Source organism: Streptomyces aculeolatus (genome assembly GCF_020400605.1).
Lineage (GTDB): Bacteria > Actinomycetota > Actinomycetes > Streptomycetales > Streptomycetaceae > Streptomyces > Streptomyces aculeolatus.
This window is the reverse complement of the sequence record NZ_JAINRD010000028.1, coordinates 105,410-121,593: the sequence shown is the minus strand read 5'-3', so window position 1 is coordinate 121,593 and position 16,184 is coordinate 105,410. Positions and strand designations below refer to the sequence as shown.

The window sequence follows — 16,184 nt, the reverse complement described above, 5'->3', positions numbered from 1 at the left end:
TCCGAACCTTACCAGACCTTTTTCGGTGCGAATTCCCGCTCCGGATCGGGTAGTTCAGAGGTGCTCTGCTTCGGAGTCATCGTGCCCTCCTGCCCGAGCGACGTGAACAGTACCAGGTCACCTGCGAGCAATGCGAATCGCCCTCAGCCGTCCAGGGAGTTGGGCGGTGTGTCGAGTTCCTCGAGTTCGACACCGGGGGCTGCCAGGACCACGTCGCCGGCGATGTGGACCTCGTGCTGTTCACCCGTCTCCAGGTCGCTGACCTGGTAGTTCACCACCCGCAGCGATCCCGTGTCGGCCTCGTGGGTTTCCTCCCCGGTGCGCGTCCACGCCTGGTCCAGCGTGCGCGGCGCCAGGACCGGATGGGTGAGGGCGACGAGGCGGAGGCGGTGGGGGGCGGGTGTGGGGGGTGCGGGGAGGAGGCGACTGGTGGCGATGAGGAAGGCCGGGGATGTGCCCGTGAATCCGTGGGCGCGGGCGTTGCCCTCGCGGGCCTCGGCTCCCGTGGGGTCCGAGCGGACCCAGGTGATGCCGTCCAGGGCGGCGCCGCGGACCTGCCAGCCGGCGGCGTGGAGTTCGAGGCGGACGGGGCGGCCGAGGTGGTCGATGGTGAGGTCGACGGAGCCGGTGGCCGTGCCGTCCGGGGCGGTGGTCCGGGCCGTGTAGCGCCAGCCGGAGGCGCCGGGGGCGCAATGGAAGTGCTCGTCGCCCAGCGTGCTGCCGTCGTACGGGTCGTGGAGGGAATAGCGTCCGCGCGGCATGTCCGCACCCTACGCGGGCGAGCCGGCCCCGGACGTGCCGCCGCCCGCCCGGGGGTCCCGGGCGGGCGGCGGTGGTGGTTCGCGGGTCAGTACCGGTAGTGGTCCGGCTTGTACGGGCCCTCGACCTGCACGCCGATGTACGACGCCTGCTCCGGCCGGAGTTCGGTGAGCCGGACGCCGAGGGCGTCGAGGTGGAGGCGGGCGACCTTCTCGTCGAGGTGCTTGGGCAGCACGTAGACGCCGGTCGGGTAGTCCGCGGTCTTCGTGAACAGCTCGATCTGGGCGATCGTCTGGTTCGCGAAGGAGTTGGACATGACGAACGACGGGTGGCCGGTCGCGTTGCCGAGGTTCAGCAGGCGGCCCTCGGACAGCACGATGAGGACCTTGCCGTCGGGGAAGGTCCAGGTGTGCACCTGGGGCTTGACCTCGTCCTTGACCACGCCGGGCAGCTTGGCGAGGCCGGCCATATCGATCTCGTTGTCGAAGTGGCCGATGTTGCCGACGATCGCCTGGTGCTTCATCCGCCCCATGTGCTCGGCGAGGATGATGTCCTTGTTGCCGGTGGCGGTGACGAAGATGTCGGCGGTCTCGACGACGTCCTCCAGCCGCGCCACCTGGTAGCCGTCCATGGCCGCCTGGAGCGCGCAGATCGGGTCGATCTCGGTGATGATGACCCGGGCGCCCTGGGCGCGGAGGGACTCGGCGCAGCCCTTGCCGACGTCGCCGTAGCCGCAGATGACCGCGGTCTTGCCGCCGATGAGGACGTCGGTGGCGCGGTTGATGCCGTCGACGAGGGAGTGGCGGCAGCCGTACTTGTTGTCGAACTTCGACTTGGTCACCGAGTCGTTGACGTTGATGGCCGGGAAGAGCAGCGTGCCGGCCTGGTGCATCTCGTAGAGCCGGTGGACGCCTGTGGTGGTCTCCTCGGTGACGCCGCGGATCTCGGAGGCGAGCTGGGTCCACTTCTGCGGCGACTCGGCGACGGTGCGGGTGAGGAGCTGGAGGATGACGCGCTCTTCGTCGCTCTCCGCGGTGTCGGGCGAGGGGACCTTGCCGTCCTTCTCGAACTCGACGCCCTTGTGGACGAGGAGGGTGGCGTCGCCGCCGTCGTCGAGGATCATGTTCGGGCCGCCGGTGGCGGCGCCGGGCCAGGTGAGGGCCTGCTCCGTGCACCACCAGTACTCCTCCAGCGTCTCGCCCTTCCAGGCGAAGACGGGGACGCCGCGGGGGTCGTCCGGAGTGCCGTCGCGGCCGACGGCGACGGCCGCGGCGGCGTGGTCCTGGGTGGAGAAGATGTTGCACGAGGCCCAGCGGACGTCGGCGCCGAGGTCGGCCAGCGTCTCGATGAGGACCGCGGTCTGCACGGTCATGTGGAGCGAGCCCATGATGCGGGCGCCGGCGAGCGGCCGGGACTCGGCGTATTCGTTGCGGATGGCCATGAGGCCGGGCATCTCGTGCTCGGCGAGCTGGATCTCCTTGCGGCCGAAGGCGGCCAGGGACAGGTCGGCGACCTTGAAGTCCGGGCTCGTGGCGGTGGTCGTGGAAGTCACGTCGTAACTCCTTGAGGGTGGTCGGATTCCCTGAGCGCAGACGGGACATGCGCGCGGCGCACGTATGCACGCACGCGTACGGACACACCGGTCCCTCTGCGGCTCAGTCCGCCGGAGGCCCTCTCTCCCCCTCGGCCGGCCCGCTCGCGGGCCACCCGATCGCCATCAGCAGCGACGTCTGGCTCTGCCCCACGAATCTACCGCAGGCTGCCCGCGCCGCGTGGGCATGTGGACAACGGGAACGGGCCATCCCGCGGAGTGGACACCCGTATGAGACCGCGGGGCCGGGAGGGCGGGGCCGCGGTCCGCTCCTGCGGCCTGGCACGGCGCCCCGGCGCTCGCTACGCGTCCGCGCTCGCGCGGGCGATGTCCGGCTCCAGGTAGATCATCCTGGCCACCGGCACCGCGTCGCGCACCCGGGACTCCGCGGCGTCGATGGCGCGGGCCACCTCGCCCGCCGTGTCGTCGTGCTGCACCGCGATCTTGGCGGCGACCAGCAGCTCGTCCGGGCCGAGGTAGAGGGTCTTGAGGTGGATGACCTCGGTGACGGCGTCGCCGTCGACGAGCGCGGTGGTGATGGCCGCGACGTCCGCCTCGCTGGCGCCCTCGCCGAGGAGGAGGCTCTTGGTCTCGATGGCGAGTATCACGGCGATGATCAGCAGCAGGACGCCGATGCACACCGTGCCGACGCCGTCCCAGACGCCGTCGCCGGTGGCGAGGGCGACGCCGACGCCGAGGAGTGCCAGGACCAGGCCGACGAGCGCGCCGAGGTCCTCCAGCAGCACCACGGGCAGCTCGGGGGCCTTGGACCGGCGGATGAACTGCCACCAGCCCTGGTCGCCCCGCACCTCGTTGGACTCCTTGATGGCGGTGCGGAAGGAGAAGATCTCCGCGATGATCGCGAAGACGAGGACGCCCACCGGCCAGTACCAGTGGTCGATCTCGTGCGGGTCTTCGATCTTGTGATAGCCCTCGTAGACCGCGAAGAGGCCGCCGACCGTGAAGAGGACGATGGAGACGAGGAACGCGTACACGTACCTCTCGCGGCCGTAGCCGAAGGGGTGTTCCTTCGTGGCGGCGCGCTTGGCGCGCTTGCCTCCGAGGAGGAGCAGCGCCTGGTTGCCGGAGTCGGCCAGGGAGTGCACGGCCTCGGCGAGCATGGAGGACGAGCCGCTGAAGGCCCATGCCACGAACTTCGCGACTGCGATCGACAAGTTGGCGCCGAGCGCCGCGAGGATCGCCTTCGTACCGCCGCCTGCAGCCATGTGCCGCCGGCTCCTTCCGTCTGCTTTCCGCGGGGCGCGGCGGGAGGCCGCGCCCTGTCACGGCGGCACATTCTGTCAGCACCGCGGCCGGTGGGCGCAAGCCCTGCCGGCCGCGGCTGTGGACAACCCGCGGCGAGCGCGGCGATCCGGGCGGCGGCGGTCAGCCGGCGGTCGTGGCGCGGAAGAGCGTGCCGGAGCCGGTGGCGTGCAGCGTGCCGTCCGCGGCCGGGACGAAGGCCGACTCGCCCCGGTGCAGGGCCAGGTGCTCGCCGGCGGCGTTGGTCAGTTCGGCGCTGCCGTCGGTGCACAGCAGGATCTGCGGGGCGCCGCCGTCGGCCGCGGCGGTGACGGTGACCGGGCCTTCGTCGAGGTCGTGGCGGTGGAGGCGGAAGTCGTCGACGGGTACGGCGTAGCGGCCGTCGGGGCCGGCCCGCAGCACCTCGGGGGCGCCCGGGGTGAACGAGACGATCTTCAGCAGCTCCGGCACGTCCACGTGCTTGGGGGTGAGGCCGCAGCGCAGCACGTTGTCGGAGTTGGCCATGATCTCGACGCCGACGCCGTCGAGGTAGGCGTGCGGGACGCCGGCGCCGAGGAAGAGCGCCTCGCCGGGCTGCAGTCTGACGACGTTGAGCAGAAAGGCGGCGATGACGCCGGGGTCGCCGGGCCAGGAGCGGGCGAGGGCGCCGTAGGCGGCGTAGTCGGTGGCGTACGGGATGGCGGTGGTGCCCAGCTTCTCGGCCGCCCGGCCCGCGGCCTCGACGGTGGGTGCCAGCTCGTCGCGGTCGGCGCGCAGCACGCCGGCGAACACCTCGCGCAGCGCGTCCTCCTCGGGCTGCGCGCGCAGCGCGTCGGCGTACGGCTTGAGGCCGTCGACGCCGAGGCCGTCGAGGAGGTCTGCGGCGCCGGCGGCCGGGCGGAAGCCGCACAGGCCCTCGAAGAGGGTGAGGGCGCAGATCAGCTCGGGCTTGTGGTTGGCGTCCTTGTAGTTGCGGTGGGGGGCGTCGGCGGGGACGCCGCGCTCCTCCTCGTCGCGGTGGCCGGCGCGGGCCTGGGCGAGGTCGGGGTGGACCTGGAGGGACAGCGGGGCGGCGGCGGCCAGCACCTTGAGCAGGTACGGCAGCCGGGGCCCGAAGCGCGCCACGGCCGCCGGGCCCAGCTCCCCCTCGGGGTCGCCGTCGATCACCTGGTCCAGGGGGACGGGGCCGGCGCCGCGGTCGAGGCGGGAGGGCGCGCCCGGGTGGGCGCCCATCCACAGCTCTGCCTGCGGCTCGTCGGTCGGGTCGGTGCCGAGCAGCTCGGGGATCGCGGTGACGGAGCCCCAGGCGTACGGGCGGACGGTGTTGTTCAGGCGGTCCATACGGCCATCTTCGTACGGATCAGGAAGAACCTGCAGCCAGGGCGAGGTAAACGGCGGTGAAGTCGGCGGTGGCGATCAGCTCTCCGGCGGCCTCCAGGGGCGCGCCGTCGGACGGTTCCAGCTCGCTGACGGGGGTGCCCTGGGCGGAGGCCAGCTCGCGGGCCGCGGGGGCGGCCTCCCGGGGGGTGCGGGCGGAGTCTGCGGACTCGTCGTGCAGGAGGACGATGCGGGCGCGCAGCGCGGCGGGCTCCTCGACGCGGTCGCGGAAGATGTCGTCGGGGTCCGCGCCGGAGGTGAAGGCCTCGGACAGCAGCATGCCGTGCGCGGCGAGCGCGTCGGGCAGCGCCGCGGGCAGCGCGGGGCGGCCGGCGACGGCGGCCAGCTGGCGGGCGAAGTAGCGCGCGGCGACGCCCGCGAGGGGGCCCTCGCTCCACAGCAGCGGCAGTGACTCGGCCAGCTCGGCGGCGAGCGTCTTGGCGGGGTTCGCGTACGTCTCGATGGCCGGTCCGCAGCGCTCGGCGACGATGTCGAGGCGGTCGGCGACGCGGGACAGGACGTCGTCGGGGGCGGCGATCAGCTCGACGCGGTCGGCGAGCGCGAGGAGCGGGGTGAGCAGCGGCCACAGGCCGCCGGTCTCGATCTGCTCGCCGGGGGCGCGCAGCAGCGGCATCGCCAGGCCGCGGGAGGTGACGATCTCGGTGACCGCGGAGGTGCGCGGGGCGACGGCGACGACGGTGCAGCCGCGCCGGTACGCCTGCTCGACGAGCGCGGTGAGGCCGGGCTCGCGGCCGTAGTCGGTGGCGATGAGCAGCAGGTCGTACGGGCCGGCCCAGCCGGGCAGTGTCCAGTTCAGGGCGCTGGGCTCGGGGCGGGCGCCGGTGGGGCGCAGCGCGGTGACGGGGCAGGCGCCGGCGGTCAGCGCACGCAGCAGGTCGGCCGTGGTGTACGCGACGGGGCCGGGGCCGGCGACGAGGAGCGCGCGGGGGCGGCCGTCGGGCCGGACCCGGGCGAGGTCGGACTCGGCGGCCTGGCGGGCGGCGATGCGCATCTGGGCGCCGGCCTGGGCGGCGGTGCGCAGCAGGCCGCGGGCGTCGGCGCGGGCGAGTTCCGCGGGGTCGTCGAGCAGCGACTCGTCGAGCATGGCGGCGGGGGCCTAGGCGGGGCGGCGGGCTTCGTCCACGAGCAGGACGGGGATCTCGTCGCGTACGGGGTAGACGAGGCCGCAGGTGTCGGAGGTGCACTCCAGCTCGGGCTCGCCGGGGGCGTCGGTGGCGCCGTCGCCGGCCGCGCCGTCCTTGCTCTCGCGCAGCGGGGCGTGGCACGCCGGGCAGGCGAGGATCTCCAGGAGGCTGGCTTCGACCGGCATGTACGTCCCCTTCGGCTGGCTGCGGGTGCTGGGCTCGGCTGTGCGTACGAGCGGCATCCGCCAGCCTACCGCCGGGCGTACGGGCCCGCCCGCGCGTGGGCGGGCCTCTCCTGCGGTGCCGGGCGGCTCAGCCCCGTACCAGCGCGAGTGCCTCGTCCCGTACCCGCGCCATGGTCTCCGCGTCGCCCGCCTCCACGTTCAGCCGGAGCAGCGGCTCGGTGTTGGACGGCCGCAGGTTGAACCACCAGCCGTCGCCGGTGATCGTCAGCCCGTCCAGCTCGTCGATCTCGACGCCCTCGCGACCGGTGTACGCGGCCTTGACCGCCGCGAGCCGGCCGGCCTGGTCCTCGACGGTGCTGTTGATCTCGCCGGAGGCCGCGTACCTGTCGTAGGCGGCGACGAGCTGCGACAGCGGGCCCTCCTGGCCGCCGAGCGCGGCGAGGACGTGGAGGGCGGCGAGCATGCCGGTGTCGGCGTTCCAGAAGTCGCGGAAGTAGTAGTGCGCGGAGTGCTCGCCGCCGAAGATGGCGCCGGTCCTGGCCATCTCCTCCTTGATGAAGGAGTGGCCGACGCGGGTGCGTACGGGTGTGCCGCCGTGCTCCTTGACGACTTCGGGCACGGACCAGGACGTGATCAGGTTGTGGATGATCGTGCCGCCGCCGTTGCGCTCCAGCTCGCGGGCGGCGACGAGGGCCGTGATCGCGGACGGCGGGACCGGGTCGCCCTTCTCGTCGACGACGAAGCAGCGGTCGGCGTCGCCGTCGAAGGCGAGGCCGGCGTCGGCACCGGTCCTGCGGACCTCGGCCTGGAGGTCGGTGATGTTCTTCGGATCGAGCGGGTTGGCCTCGTGGTTGGGGAAGGTGCCGTCCAGCTCGAAGTACATGGGGACGACCTCGACCGGCAGCGGTTCGAAGACGCTGGGCACGGTGTGCCCCGCCATGCCGTTGCCGGCGTCGACGACGACCTTCATGGGCCGCACGGCGCTGAGGTCGACCAGGGAGCGCAGGTGGGCCGCGTAGTCGGCGAGGAGGTCGGTCTCCGTGACGGTGCCGGGCTCCGCGACGGGCTCGGGCGGGCCCTCGGCCTGCCACCGCTCGACCTCGGCGCGGATCTCGGCGAGGCCGGTGTCCTGGCCGACGGGGGCGGCGCCGGCGCGGCACATCTTGATGCCGTTGTACCGCGCGGGGTTGTGGCTGGCGGTGAACATGGCGCCGGGCAGGCCGAGATGGCCGCTGGCGAAGTAGAGCTGGTCGGTGGAGCACAGGCCGATGAGGACGGCGTCCGCGCCGCGGGCGACGGCGCCGCGCGCGAAGGCGGCGGCCAGCGCGGGCGACGAGGGGCGCATGTCATGGCCGACGACGATCTTGTCCGCGCCGGTGGTTTCGGTGAAGGCGGCGCCGAAGAGCTCGACGAGCGGCTCGTCGAGCTGCTCGGGGAAGACGCCGCGTACGTCGTACGCCTTCACGATCGTCGAGAGATCGGTCACGGTTTACCGCCCTTCGCACGCTGCTGAGGCTTGCACAGTACGCGATGGGGCGGACACACGCCGTCCGGGGCCGGGCCATCGGGAGGCGCTACGGGGCGGCGCGGGAGGACTGCGGCGGGACGCCGGCGGCCGTGGCGGCTTCAGCCCTCCGGGGAGCGGAGCACCCGCAGGTGGGCGCGGCGGGCGACCTCCATGGGGTCCGCGTCCCGGCCGCCGGGGGCCGCGGCGCGCGGGGCGGCCACGCCGTCGCCGTCCGCCGTCGCGCGGGGCGGGCGGGCCGCTTCGCGTACGGCGTTGGCCAGGGCCTCCAGGTCGTCACTGCTGGGCCGTACGGGGCCCGAGGGGACCGCGAGCCGGACGACCTCCCAGCCGCGCGGGGCGGTGAGCCGCTCGGAGTGCTCCGTGCACAGGTCGTAGCAGTGCGGCTCTGCGTAGGTCGCCAGGGGGCCCAGGACGGCGGTGGAATCGGCGTAGACGTAGGTGAGCGTCGCGACGGCGGCACGGCCGCATGCGGTGCGCGAACAGCGACGTACAGGGCTCACGAGGTTGGACGGTACCGCACTCCTGAGCGGGCCGCGACGACTCACCTTCGCCTCACCCACCCGTGTCGCCCGCCGTCCGGCGCGAAGCCGGTCGCGTGTGGCCGAGTTGACCTGCGACGTCCGTCACATCGGCGGGGGGTACGACGTTGCAAGTGATCAGCCCTGGCTGCAAATCGTGTCAATCCAACCGCTTTCGGCGGACTTCGGCACGTTCATCTGCGTGCCGATTCCTGTGCCGAGCGTTCACTTCGCGACATTCCCGGGGTTGCCCCGGGATGGTCTGCGGCGGGCCCGGCGCGGGCTACTCTCATCGGTGATGGAGCACACGGAAAGACCGGCGCCGCCCCCAGGGCCCCCGCCGCGCCCGCGCGGCCGCACCCGCGACCGTCACGGCCGCGGCATGCGGGGCCCCGTGGCGCCGCCGCAGGTGCCGCTGGCGGTCAGCCGCTCCGACGCCTTCGTCGACCTGGTGCACGAGTCGGCCACCCGCCTGGAACGCCGCTGGCCGCAGCTCGCCGGTGTCGAGTTCGCCGTCCTCGACGTCCCGGGCGGCGCCGGCGGCCCGGCCGGCTGGGAGGACGACGGGGGTGTGCCGCTCGGCAGGCTCGTCACGGGCGGCGGGGCGCCGGACCGCATCGTCGTCTACCGCCGCCCCGTCGAGATCCGTACGAAGAACCGCGACGAGCGCGCGCTGCTGGTCCACGAGGTGATCGTCGAGCAGGTCGCCGAACTCCTCGGCGTCGCCCCGGAGTCGGTGGACCCGCACTACGGGCAGGACTGACGGCGGCAGCGCACGTCAGTCCATGAGGACGCCCAGGTCCTGCCCGGCGTCCGGGACTTCGACCATCCCCTTGTCGTCGGGGAGGGTCTGGATCGTGAACATCGGGATGCCGTCCTCTTTTGTCTCCAGCATGCGCGACGCGTACAGCTCGCCGCCCGAGACCCGTTCGACGGTCAGCGCGAACGTGCCCTCCCTGCCGGACGCCTTCGGCGGCTCGACGGTGAGGGTGGTGCCCGGCTTGACCGTGTACGTCTCCTCCGCGGGCTCGCCGCCCTCGCTGCCCGGCGACGCGGCCACCTTGACCTCGACGGCCTTGCCGGGAGCGGCCAGGGACAGGCTCGCGGCCTTCGCCCAGTTCCCGGACGCGGTGGTGCGCTCCTCGACCGGCGCGGAGGAGGGGATGAACGCCATCTCCTGCTCGGTGTTCTTGCCGCGGGTCACGCGCAGGGCGGCGACGACCGGTGCCGTACTGCCGTCCTCCGGCTCCAGGACCAGCGAACCCACCTCGCCCTGCGTGAGTTTCTGCATGTCGATCGCCGTCGTCATGCCGCTCTTCGCGTGCACCGACTCGTACCCGGCGGGGGTGATCGAGCCGTTGGGGCCGGCGAGCTTCACGGCGAGGTCGGCGTCGTCCTCGCCCGGGACGTAGACGACCAGGCGCACGGAGGTGGCGTCGCCCGGGATGCCGGGCAGGACCGCGCCGGGCGCGGGTTCGGAGACGGGCTGGAGCCAGTCGCCGCCGAGTTGCTCGTCGGCGACGTGCACGGCGGCGCCGACGCGGCCGGAGCGGGCGGCGACGTGCACCGCGACGTTGATCGACGGCTGCTCGGCGATCGTGGAGAGCAGCACCGAGACGCTGGAGTGCGCCGGGACCTGGATGCCGTTGCCGGCGTCGCCCTCGACCGGGCCGTCCTTGTCGAACAGTTCCAGGTCGACGACGGCGGCCTCGTCGTCGGGGTTGGTGAGCTGGACGTAGTCGCGGCGCTCGTCGATCGTGCTGGCGCCCGCGAACCAGAACTCGCTGTCCGGCGCCGTGCAGCGCGCGCCGGACAGGCCGCGGCCGTCGCCCGCGGAGACGAGGGTCGTCTGCTGCACGCTCCAGCCGGGGGCGAAGTCGCCTTCCGCGGTGCCGACGAGCGCGGGGGCCTCCGCGTCGTCGGTGACGGCCTCGGCGGGGGTGCCGGCGCGCTTCAGGGGGGCGACGGGGTCGGGGGCGTCGTCCTTCTTCTTCTCGTCCTTCTTCTCGTCATTCTTCTCGTCGTTCTTCCCGCCGCCGTCCTTGTCGCCGTCCTCGTCGTCCTTCTTCTCTTGTTCCTCGGCGGCTTCGGACTCCGTTGTGGCGGGAAGCAGTTCGGCACTGCCCTCGTCGCCCTCGCCCGGGGGCACGAAGGAGGTGTACGTCGTCTCGCCGACCTCCGTGTCGCCCGGCTGCGGGCACAGCAGGGTGGAGCGCTCGACGGCGATGCGCTCCGCGGCGGGCGCGGCCTTGCCGGCGTCGTCCTCGTCGTCGGGGACGGTGAGGGTGGCGACGCCGGCGGTCACGGCGAGCGCGGCCGCGGCGGCGATCAGGGAGAGGGGGCCGGTCTTCACGCGTTGTCGCTCCCGTCCCGCTCGGCGCCCGCGCCGTAGGTCCGTTGGTCGTAGTACGGGCCGGGGTACTGGCCCGCGTCGTACGAGTCCTGCTCGCCGTCGCCGTAGCCCTGGCCGCCCTGCCCGGGCACCGCGGAGGCGCCGGGCTGCTGCTCGCCCTGGTACGCACCGGCGTCGTATTGCGGCTCGTAGGGCGCCTCGTACGACGTCCCGCCGTACTGCCCGCCGTAGCCGGAGCCGTCCCACTCGTAGCCCTGCGGCGGGGCCGCGTACGGGTCGGCGACCGCCGTGTCCCCGTAGCCCTGATCCGCCTGCCCGGCGCCCGGCACGGCCGCCGCGGCCCAGGCCGGCTGCTCCTCGGGGGAGCCGGGCGGAGCCGGCGGCATCGGGGGCGCCTCGGGCACGGCACCGGGCGCGTCCGCGCCCGCCGGCGCCGCGCCGCCCTCGGCCTCCGCCGCGGCAGCCGCGGCCCGCAGCCGCCGTGCCCGGCGGCCGTCGCCCTCCAGCGCCTGCGCGGGCACCGCCGGGGCGCCCGCGTCCGGCAGGTCGTCGTCCACGTCGCGCCGCCGCCCGGGCAGCGCCAGCACCAGCACGACGAGCAGCGCCGCGCCGCGCGCCCAGGTCCACGCCGTGTGCGTCACGGCGGTGTCGTACGTGACGTCCAGCCGCCCGCCGCCGGCGGGCAGCTCGAAGCCCTGCGCCCAGCCGTCGACGGTGGTGGCCTCCAGCGGCTCGCCGTCCAGGGTCGCCTGCCACCCGGCGCTCGCCGCGTCCGCGAGGCGCAGCACGCGGCCCTCGGGGCCGTCCTTGAGGTCCGTGTGCACCTCGACGGGCCCGGCCGCGACCGGCACCGGCTCCGTGGCCTCCTGGCCCTCGCCGGCGACCACGGTGGCGCGCGAGACCCGGACGTCGACGCGCCAGAGCGCGCCCCCGTCCTGCTGGCTGAGCCGGGTCAGGCCCGGGGTGGCGTCGAGGACGCGGCCGAAGGTGCGGGGGGCGTCGTTGCGTACCAGGACGTAGCGCACGGCGTACGCGCCCAGCTCCGCCGACTGGTCGGCGCCGGAGCCGGCCACGAGCCCGGAAACGGTGCCGGAGAGCCGGGAGTTGCCGCCGTCGGCCGCAGCCAGCTCGGCGTCGCCGAGGCGGGCGCCCGCGCCGCGTACGAGCATGTATTCGACGTCCCCGGCGGTCCCGCCGACGACCAGCGTGCGCGGCTGGTCCGGCGTGCGGCTCTCCTCGGCGACGAAGGCGGGCACCTGGTCGGCGCCGCCGCGCTCCAGCGGCCCGTCGGCGCCGCGCCACATCCATCCGGCGGCCAGCACCAGCGGCCCCACGGCGCAGGCGACGGCGACGAGCACCGCGGCCGGCTGCCGCCAGCCGAAGGACTGCTCGGCGACGCGGTGGCGGGCGCCGTCGGCACCGATGGCGGCGGCGGCCAGCAGCGCCAGCCCGTAGACGAGCGTCTGCGGCCCGGTCCAGCCGTCGCCCGCGCCGGCCGCGGCGAGCAGCCCGGCGACGGCGGCGACGGCCCACGCGGCGCTGACCGGCAGCCGCCGGTCGGAGCGCAGCAGCGCGGCCAGCGCGGCGAGCACGACGCCGGCGAGCAGCACGCCGCCGCCGGCGTTGGGGCCGCCGGGCGAGGCGAGCAGCAGGCCGAGCGGACTCACGTCGGTGGCAGCGGTCTCCAGGCCGGCCTCGGTGAAGAAGCGGGACGGCGCCGTCAGCAGCTCCAGCGACCAGGGGGCCAGCAGCACCACGGGCGTCACCAGGACGGCCAGTTGGCGCAGGACGAGCCCGACGGGGCTCTGCCCGCGCACGACGTTCCAGGCGACCAGTGCGGCGGCCAGGCAGGCGGCGAGCGGCCAGACGACGGGCGTGAAGGCGGTGGTGACGGTCAGCAGCAGCGCGTACGCCCAGGCGCCGCGCCAGCTCGCCCGGCCGCGCAGCCCGCTCGCGGCGACGGCGGCACGGGCGATGAGCGGCAGCAGCACGGCGAGGACCGCGGTGCCGATGCGGCCGGAGGCGAGCGCGCCGGTGGCGGCCGGCAGGAAGGCGTACGCGACGCTGCCCCAGGCGCGCAGCAGCCGGGAGCTGACCAGCGGCCGGGAGGCGAAGTACGCGGTGAAGCCGGCCAGCGGCACCGAGCAGACGAGCAGCAGGGTCAGCGCGGCGTTGGTGCTGCCGAACAGGACGGTGCCCAGACCGGCGAGGAACGCCAGGTAGGGCGCCGCGTCCTGGGTGCCGCCGGTGCCGACGGCGTGCCAGGAGTCGGCGTACGACGCCCAGAGGTCCCCGGCGTCGGCGGGGGCGGGCAGGAGCGCGCCGCCGATGAGGGCGCCGCCGCCGATCAGCTCGCGGCAGGCGATGAGGGCGACGAGCAGCAGGACGGCGAAGAGCACCGGTCCCGGCTTGCGCGCCACCCTCTTCAGCCGGGCGAACTGCTCGACTTCGAGAAAGTCCGCGTCCTCGTCGCCGGGGCCGCTCTCGACGGCGCTGCCGTGCCGGCCGCCGCCGGACAGCTCGGGCTCGGAGCGGCCGCTGAAGTTGCTGAGCACCTGCTCGAAGGTGGCGCGTACGGTCGCACCGCGGCCCGGGAAGAGGGGTTTGAGGTCGCCGGGCGGCACGGCGGGTTTGCCGCGCCGGCGGCGGGCGGCCGCGATGCGGTGCGGGCGCAGCAGCACGGCGCCGAGGCCGGCGACCTCGTCGAGGGCCTGGCGCGGGACCTTGCCGACGAGGTACGCCAGCGTGCGCAGCAGGGTGCCGAGGACGAGCCGGAAGGCGATGTACGGCAGGGCGGCCGTGGTGGAGTTGACGAGGAGGGTGTACGCGGCACCGGCCTTGTCGACACGGTGCGGGCTCGCGGACGTGCGCTCGGAGCGGCCGATGCAGTCGATGGAGCGCCGCTCGCGGGCGGCGGCCTCGGCGTGCCGCATGACGGCGTCGGGCTGGACGACGACGCGGTGGCCGGCCCGGTGGGCGCGCCAGCACAGGTCGACGTCGTCGCGCATGAGGGGCAGCCGGGCGTCGAAGCCGCCGAGTTGGTCGAAGACGTCGCGGCGGATGAGCATGCCGGCGGTGGAGACGGACAGCACGTCGCGGATGCCGTCGTGCTGGCCCTGGTCCTGCTCGCGGCGGTCGATGCCGGTCCAGCGGCGGCCGCTGTGGGCGATGGAGACGCCCGCCTCCAGCAGCTGCCTGCGGTCGTACCAGCTGCGCAGCTTGGGGCCGATGATCGCGGCGGAGGGCATGTCGTCGGCGACGCGGAGCAGGGCGGCGAGCGCGTCGGGCTCGGCGGCGCAGTCGTCGTGCAGCAGCCACAGCCACTGGACGGGCTCGCCGTGCGGGAACTCCGGCATGTCGTACGCGTCGTCGCGCCAGCTGCGGCTGACGGGGTCCCAGCCGCTGGGGCGGCGCAGGTACGGCAGTTGCTCGGGGGTGAGCACGCCCGCGGTGCGCGCCGCCTCGGCGGCGGCGGTGCCGAAGCCGGTGCGGCGGGCGAGGTGGAGCACCCGCTCGGCGCCGAGGGCTTCGGTGAGGATGCGGGCGGAGCCGTCGGCGCTGCCGGTGTCGGCGGCGATGACGTTCTGCACGGGGCGCTCCTGCGCCGTGAGTGCGGCGAGCGCGTCGGGCAGCCACCGCTCGCCGTCGTGCGAGACGAGCACGGCGGTGACGACGTGCCGCGGATGGGCGGGAGCGCCGCCGGGGGCCGTGGCCGTCCCGGGCCGGCCTGCCGCGTCGGCTGCGGCGGCCGGGTAGCCGGCCGCGTAGTCAGCGTTGCTGTGCTCGGACATCGAGGTGCGGACCCCTTGCGGAGTCCGGGGTCACCTCCCGGGAATGTGGCGGCTGTCGTGGACGGTGCCCCACACTAGAGGGTCCCTCCGTCACACGGCGACTTGCGGGACGATCCCCTGGCCGCCGCGGGGTTCCGCCGAGGTCACGTACGCCGTACGGGCGCCGGGCGCACGCCCGCGCGAATACTTCCGCGCCGGCCTCACCGCTGCGGATCGCGCCGTGCCGGGCACCGGGTACCGGCTACGGCGCCGACTGCGGCGCCGGGTCGGGCAGCGGCTACAGCGCGGCTTTCTTCAGGCGGCGCCGCTCGCGCTCGGACAGGCCGCCCCAGATGCCGAAGCGCTCGTCGTTGGCGAGGGCGTACTCCAGGCACTCGGACCGGACTTCGCAGGCGAGGCAGACCTTCTTGGCCTCGCGCGTGGATCCGCCCTTCTCCGGGAAGAAGGACTCGGGATCGGTCTGGGCGCACAAGGCGCGCTCCTGCCACCCGAGCTCCTCGTCCGCCTCCTCGACCAGCACCTGCTGGAACAGCTCGGTCATCTGCGCCCCTCGTCTTTGCTTCCCCGTGATGTTGCCGTTACTGAATCGCCTGAACGGACACGTGTGAAATTACAGGTACGCCGCTCTGGCACAGTCAAGCCGGGATCTGCTATTGGACCTCTTATTCACCCTGCGGCACCAAGCCCTCGTGAATAGTGTTCATATCGGCCAAGACCATGACAGTCCGATAGACCGCTACCCCGGCAGGCCGCCCTACCGAGGGAGACGATCGGGGCTACGGCGTCGTTGCGGCCCGCCCGGCAAAGCGAAGAAGATCACAGTCGCGTCACGGATGCACAACGGCACCCCGACCCCGATGGTCGCCCTGCGGTTGGTCGCCGTCTCTCCGTACAACGGGGTGAATAAACCTTTCGCCACGCCCGGCAACCGGAAGGTGTGAATCCTTGCGGGCAACCCGGACATCCAGTTGACAACCACCACCCGGATCCGCTCTGCTGATGCGTATGTCGGGCCCGTGGCCGTACCGGTCGAGCGAGGAGTGTCCGAGCTGTTGTAGCCGCTGAGGCTCCAGCTCCGCTCCCTGCTGCCTGCCCCGCAGGCCACCCCTCTCCTGCCGCTCCACCCCCGCACTCCGCGCGCTCCACACACGCCAAGGACTCCCGAGCCCATGCTCAGCGACATCCAGATCGGCGGCGACCCGCTCGCCTTCCCCCACCTGCTCCCGCCCGCGCCCGCCCACCCCGCCACCGTCGCCGACTTCGCCGGCCTCGCCCGCGCGCTCGCCGCCGACCGGGACGCCTGGGCGCCGCTGGTCGACTACGACCCCGTCACCCGCTGGTACCACCGGCTGCGTACCGGCCCCGGCTACGAGGTGTGGCTGCTGAGCTGGCTGCCGGGACAGCGCAGCGGCGCGCACGGCCACGGCCCCTCCTCCGGTGTACTCACCGTGCTGGAAGGGGAGTTGACGGAGCGCGCGAACCACACCCCGCGCACCCTCACGCCGGGCGCGCAGCGCGTCTTCGCGCCGGGGTACGTCCACGAAGTCGTCAACGACGCGCTGACGCCAGCCGTCAGCCTCCACGTCTACTTCCCCGCCCTGACCGAGATGCCGATGCACGAGGACCGCTCCCTCCGGACAGCAGTCGCGTGCTGCGCCGCCCGCCGGACGCCCGAGCCCGCCCACGGCTGAGCCC

General features: G+C 74.0%; 13 protein-coding genes. 2 read left to right on the top strand and 11 right to left on the bottom strand.

What is annotated here, in order from left to right:
* Positions 1-143: 143 nt before the first annotated feature.
* The 8 genes from LG396_RS33795 to LG396_RS33760 all read right to left on the bottom strand — a co-directional run bounded on the left by LG396_RS33795 (position 144) and on the right by LG396_RS33760 (position 8,327).
* Positions 144-761 carry a hypothetical protein gene (locus tag LG396_RS33795; RefSeq protein WP_225797672.1) on the bottom strand — a complete coding sequence of 206 codons (618 nt, stop codon included), beginning with the start codon at positions 759-761 and terminating at the stop codon, positions 144-146.
* 86 nt (positions 762-847) lie between these two features.
* The gene (ahcY, locus tag LG396_RS33790; RefSeq protein WP_018840781.1) at positions 848-2,311 is read right to left on the bottom strand and encodes an adenosylhomocysteinase; all 1,464 of its coding nucleotides are present in this window, start codon (positions 2,309-2,311) and stop codon (positions 848-850) included.
* A 341-nt stretch (positions 2,312-2,652) separates the two neighbouring features.
* Positions 2,653-3,576: a cation diffusion facilitator family transporter gene (locus LG396_RS33785; protein ID WP_225797671.1), complete on the bottom strand. Its 924-nt coding sequence runs from the start codon at positions 3,574-3,576 to the stop codon at positions 2,653-2,655.
* 160 nt (positions 3,577-3,736) lie between these two features.
* Positions 3,737-4,933: a mannose-6-phosphate isomerase, class I gene (gene manA / locus LG396_RS33780; RefSeq protein WP_225797670.1), complete on the bottom strand. Its 1,197-nt coding sequence runs from the start codon at positions 4,931-4,933 to the stop codon at positions 3,737-3,739.
* Between the two features lie 19 nt (positions 4,934-4,952).
* On the bottom strand, positions 4,953-6,074 hold the full coding sequence (locus LG396_RS33775; RefSeq protein WP_225797669.1) for an SIS domain-containing protein: 1,122 nt from the start codon (positions 6,072-6,074) through the stop codon (positions 4,953-4,955).
* Between the two features lie 12 nt (positions 6,075-6,086).
* Positions 6,087-6,299, bottom strand: a complete 213-nt coding sequence (locus LG396_RS33770) for a Trm112 family protein (RefSeq protein WP_026276725.1) — start codon at positions 6,297-6,299, stop codon at positions 6,087-6,089.
* A 127-nt stretch (positions 6,300-6,426) separates the two neighbouring features.
* Positions 6,427-7,785 carry a phosphomannomutase/phosphoglucomutase gene (locus tag LG396_RS33765; RefSeq protein ID WP_037750509.1) on the bottom strand — a complete coding sequence of 453 codons (1,359 nt, stop codon included), beginning with the start codon at positions 7,783-7,785 and terminating at the stop codon, positions 6,427-6,429.
* A gap of 140 nt (positions 7,786-7,925) precedes the next feature.
* Entirely contained in the window at positions 7,926-8,327 is a 402-nt protein-coding gene (locus LG396_RS33760; RefSeq protein ID WP_225797668.1) for a DUF3499 domain-containing protein, read from the bottom strand.
* A gap of 400 nt (positions 8,328-8,727) precedes the next feature.
* Here LG396_RS33760 and LG396_RS33755 point away from each other — a divergent pair, with 400 nt between their 5' ends.
* Positions 8,728-9,108: a metallopeptidase family protein gene (locus LG396_RS33755; RefSeq protein ID WP_018840774.1), complete on the top strand. Its 381-nt coding sequence runs from the start codon at positions 8,728-8,730 to the stop codon at positions 9,106-9,108.
* A 15-nt stretch (positions 9,109-9,123) separates the two neighbouring features.
* On the opposite strand, the gene LG396_RS33750 is transcribed toward LG396_RS33755, so the two are convergent.
* The 3 genes from LG396_RS33750 to LG396_RS33740 form a co-directional block, all read right to left on the bottom strand.
* The gene (locus LG396_RS33750) at positions 9,124-10,698 is read right to left on the bottom strand and encodes a DUF5719 family protein (protein WP_225797666.1); all 1,575 of its coding nucleotides are present in this window, start codon (positions 10,696-10,698) and stop codon (positions 9,124-9,126) included.
* Positions 10,695-14,489 (bottom strand): glycosyltransferase family 2 protein, encoded by a 3,795-nt coding sequence (locus LG396_RS33745; RefSeq protein WP_225797665.1) that lies wholly within the window; start codon positions 14,487-14,489, stop codon positions 10,695-10,697. Before LG396_RS33745 ends, LG396_RS33750 begins: the two co-directional genes overlap by 4 nt.
* 277 nt (positions 14,490-14,766) lie before the next feature.
* Positions 14,767-15,030, bottom strand: a complete 264-nt coding sequence (locus LG396_RS33740; protein ID WP_018840771.1) for a WhiB family transcriptional regulator — start codon at positions 15,028-15,030, stop codon at positions 14,767-14,769.
* A gap of 628 nt (positions 15,031-15,658) precedes the next feature.
* Between LG396_RS33740 and LG396_RS33735 the strand changes: the two genes are divergently transcribed.
* On the top strand, positions 15,659-16,180 hold the full coding sequence (locus tag LG396_RS33735) for a cysteine dioxygenase (RefSeq protein ID WP_037750520.1): 522 nt from the start codon (positions 15,659-15,661) through the stop codon (positions 16,178-16,180).
* The last annotated feature ends 4 nt before the right edge of the window (positions 16,181-16,184 follow it).

Coding starts and splice junctions, on each gene's coding strand:
- LG396_RS33795 (WP_225797672.1), bottom strand. CDS start 761: ATGCCGCGCGGACGCTATTCCCTCCACGACCCGTACGACGGCAGCACG.
- LG396_RS33785 (WP_225797671.1), bottom strand. CDS start 3,576: ATGGCTGCAGGCGGCGGTACGAAGGCGATCCTCGCGGCGCTCGGCGCC.
- manA (WP_225797670.1), bottom strand. CDS start 4,933: ATGGACCGCCTGAACAACACCGTCCGCCCGTACGCCTGGGGCTCCGTC.
- LG396_RS33775 (WP_225797669.1), bottom strand. CDS start 6,074: ATGCTCGACGAGTCGCTGCTCGACGACCCCGCGGAACTCGCCCGCGCC.
- LG396_RS33770 (WP_026276725.1), bottom strand. CDS start 6,299: ATGCCGGTCGAAGCCAGCCTCCTGGAGATCCTCGCCTGCCCGGCGTGC.
- LG396_RS33755 (WP_018840774.1), top strand. CDS start 8,728: ATGCGGGGCCCCGTGGCGCCGCCGCAGGTGCCGCTGGCGGTCAGCCGC.
- LG396_RS33745 (WP_225797665.1), bottom strand. CDS start 14,489: ATGTCCGAGCACAGCAACGCTGACTACGCGGCCGGCTACCCGGCCGCC.
- LG396_RS33740 (WP_018840771.1), bottom strand. CDS start 15,030: ATGACCGAGCTGTTCCAGCAGGTGCTGGTCGAGGAGGCGGACGAGGAG.
- LG396_RS33735 (WP_037750520.1), top strand. CDS start 15,659: ATGCTCAGCGACATCCAGATCGGCGGCGACCCGCTCGCCTTCCCCCAC.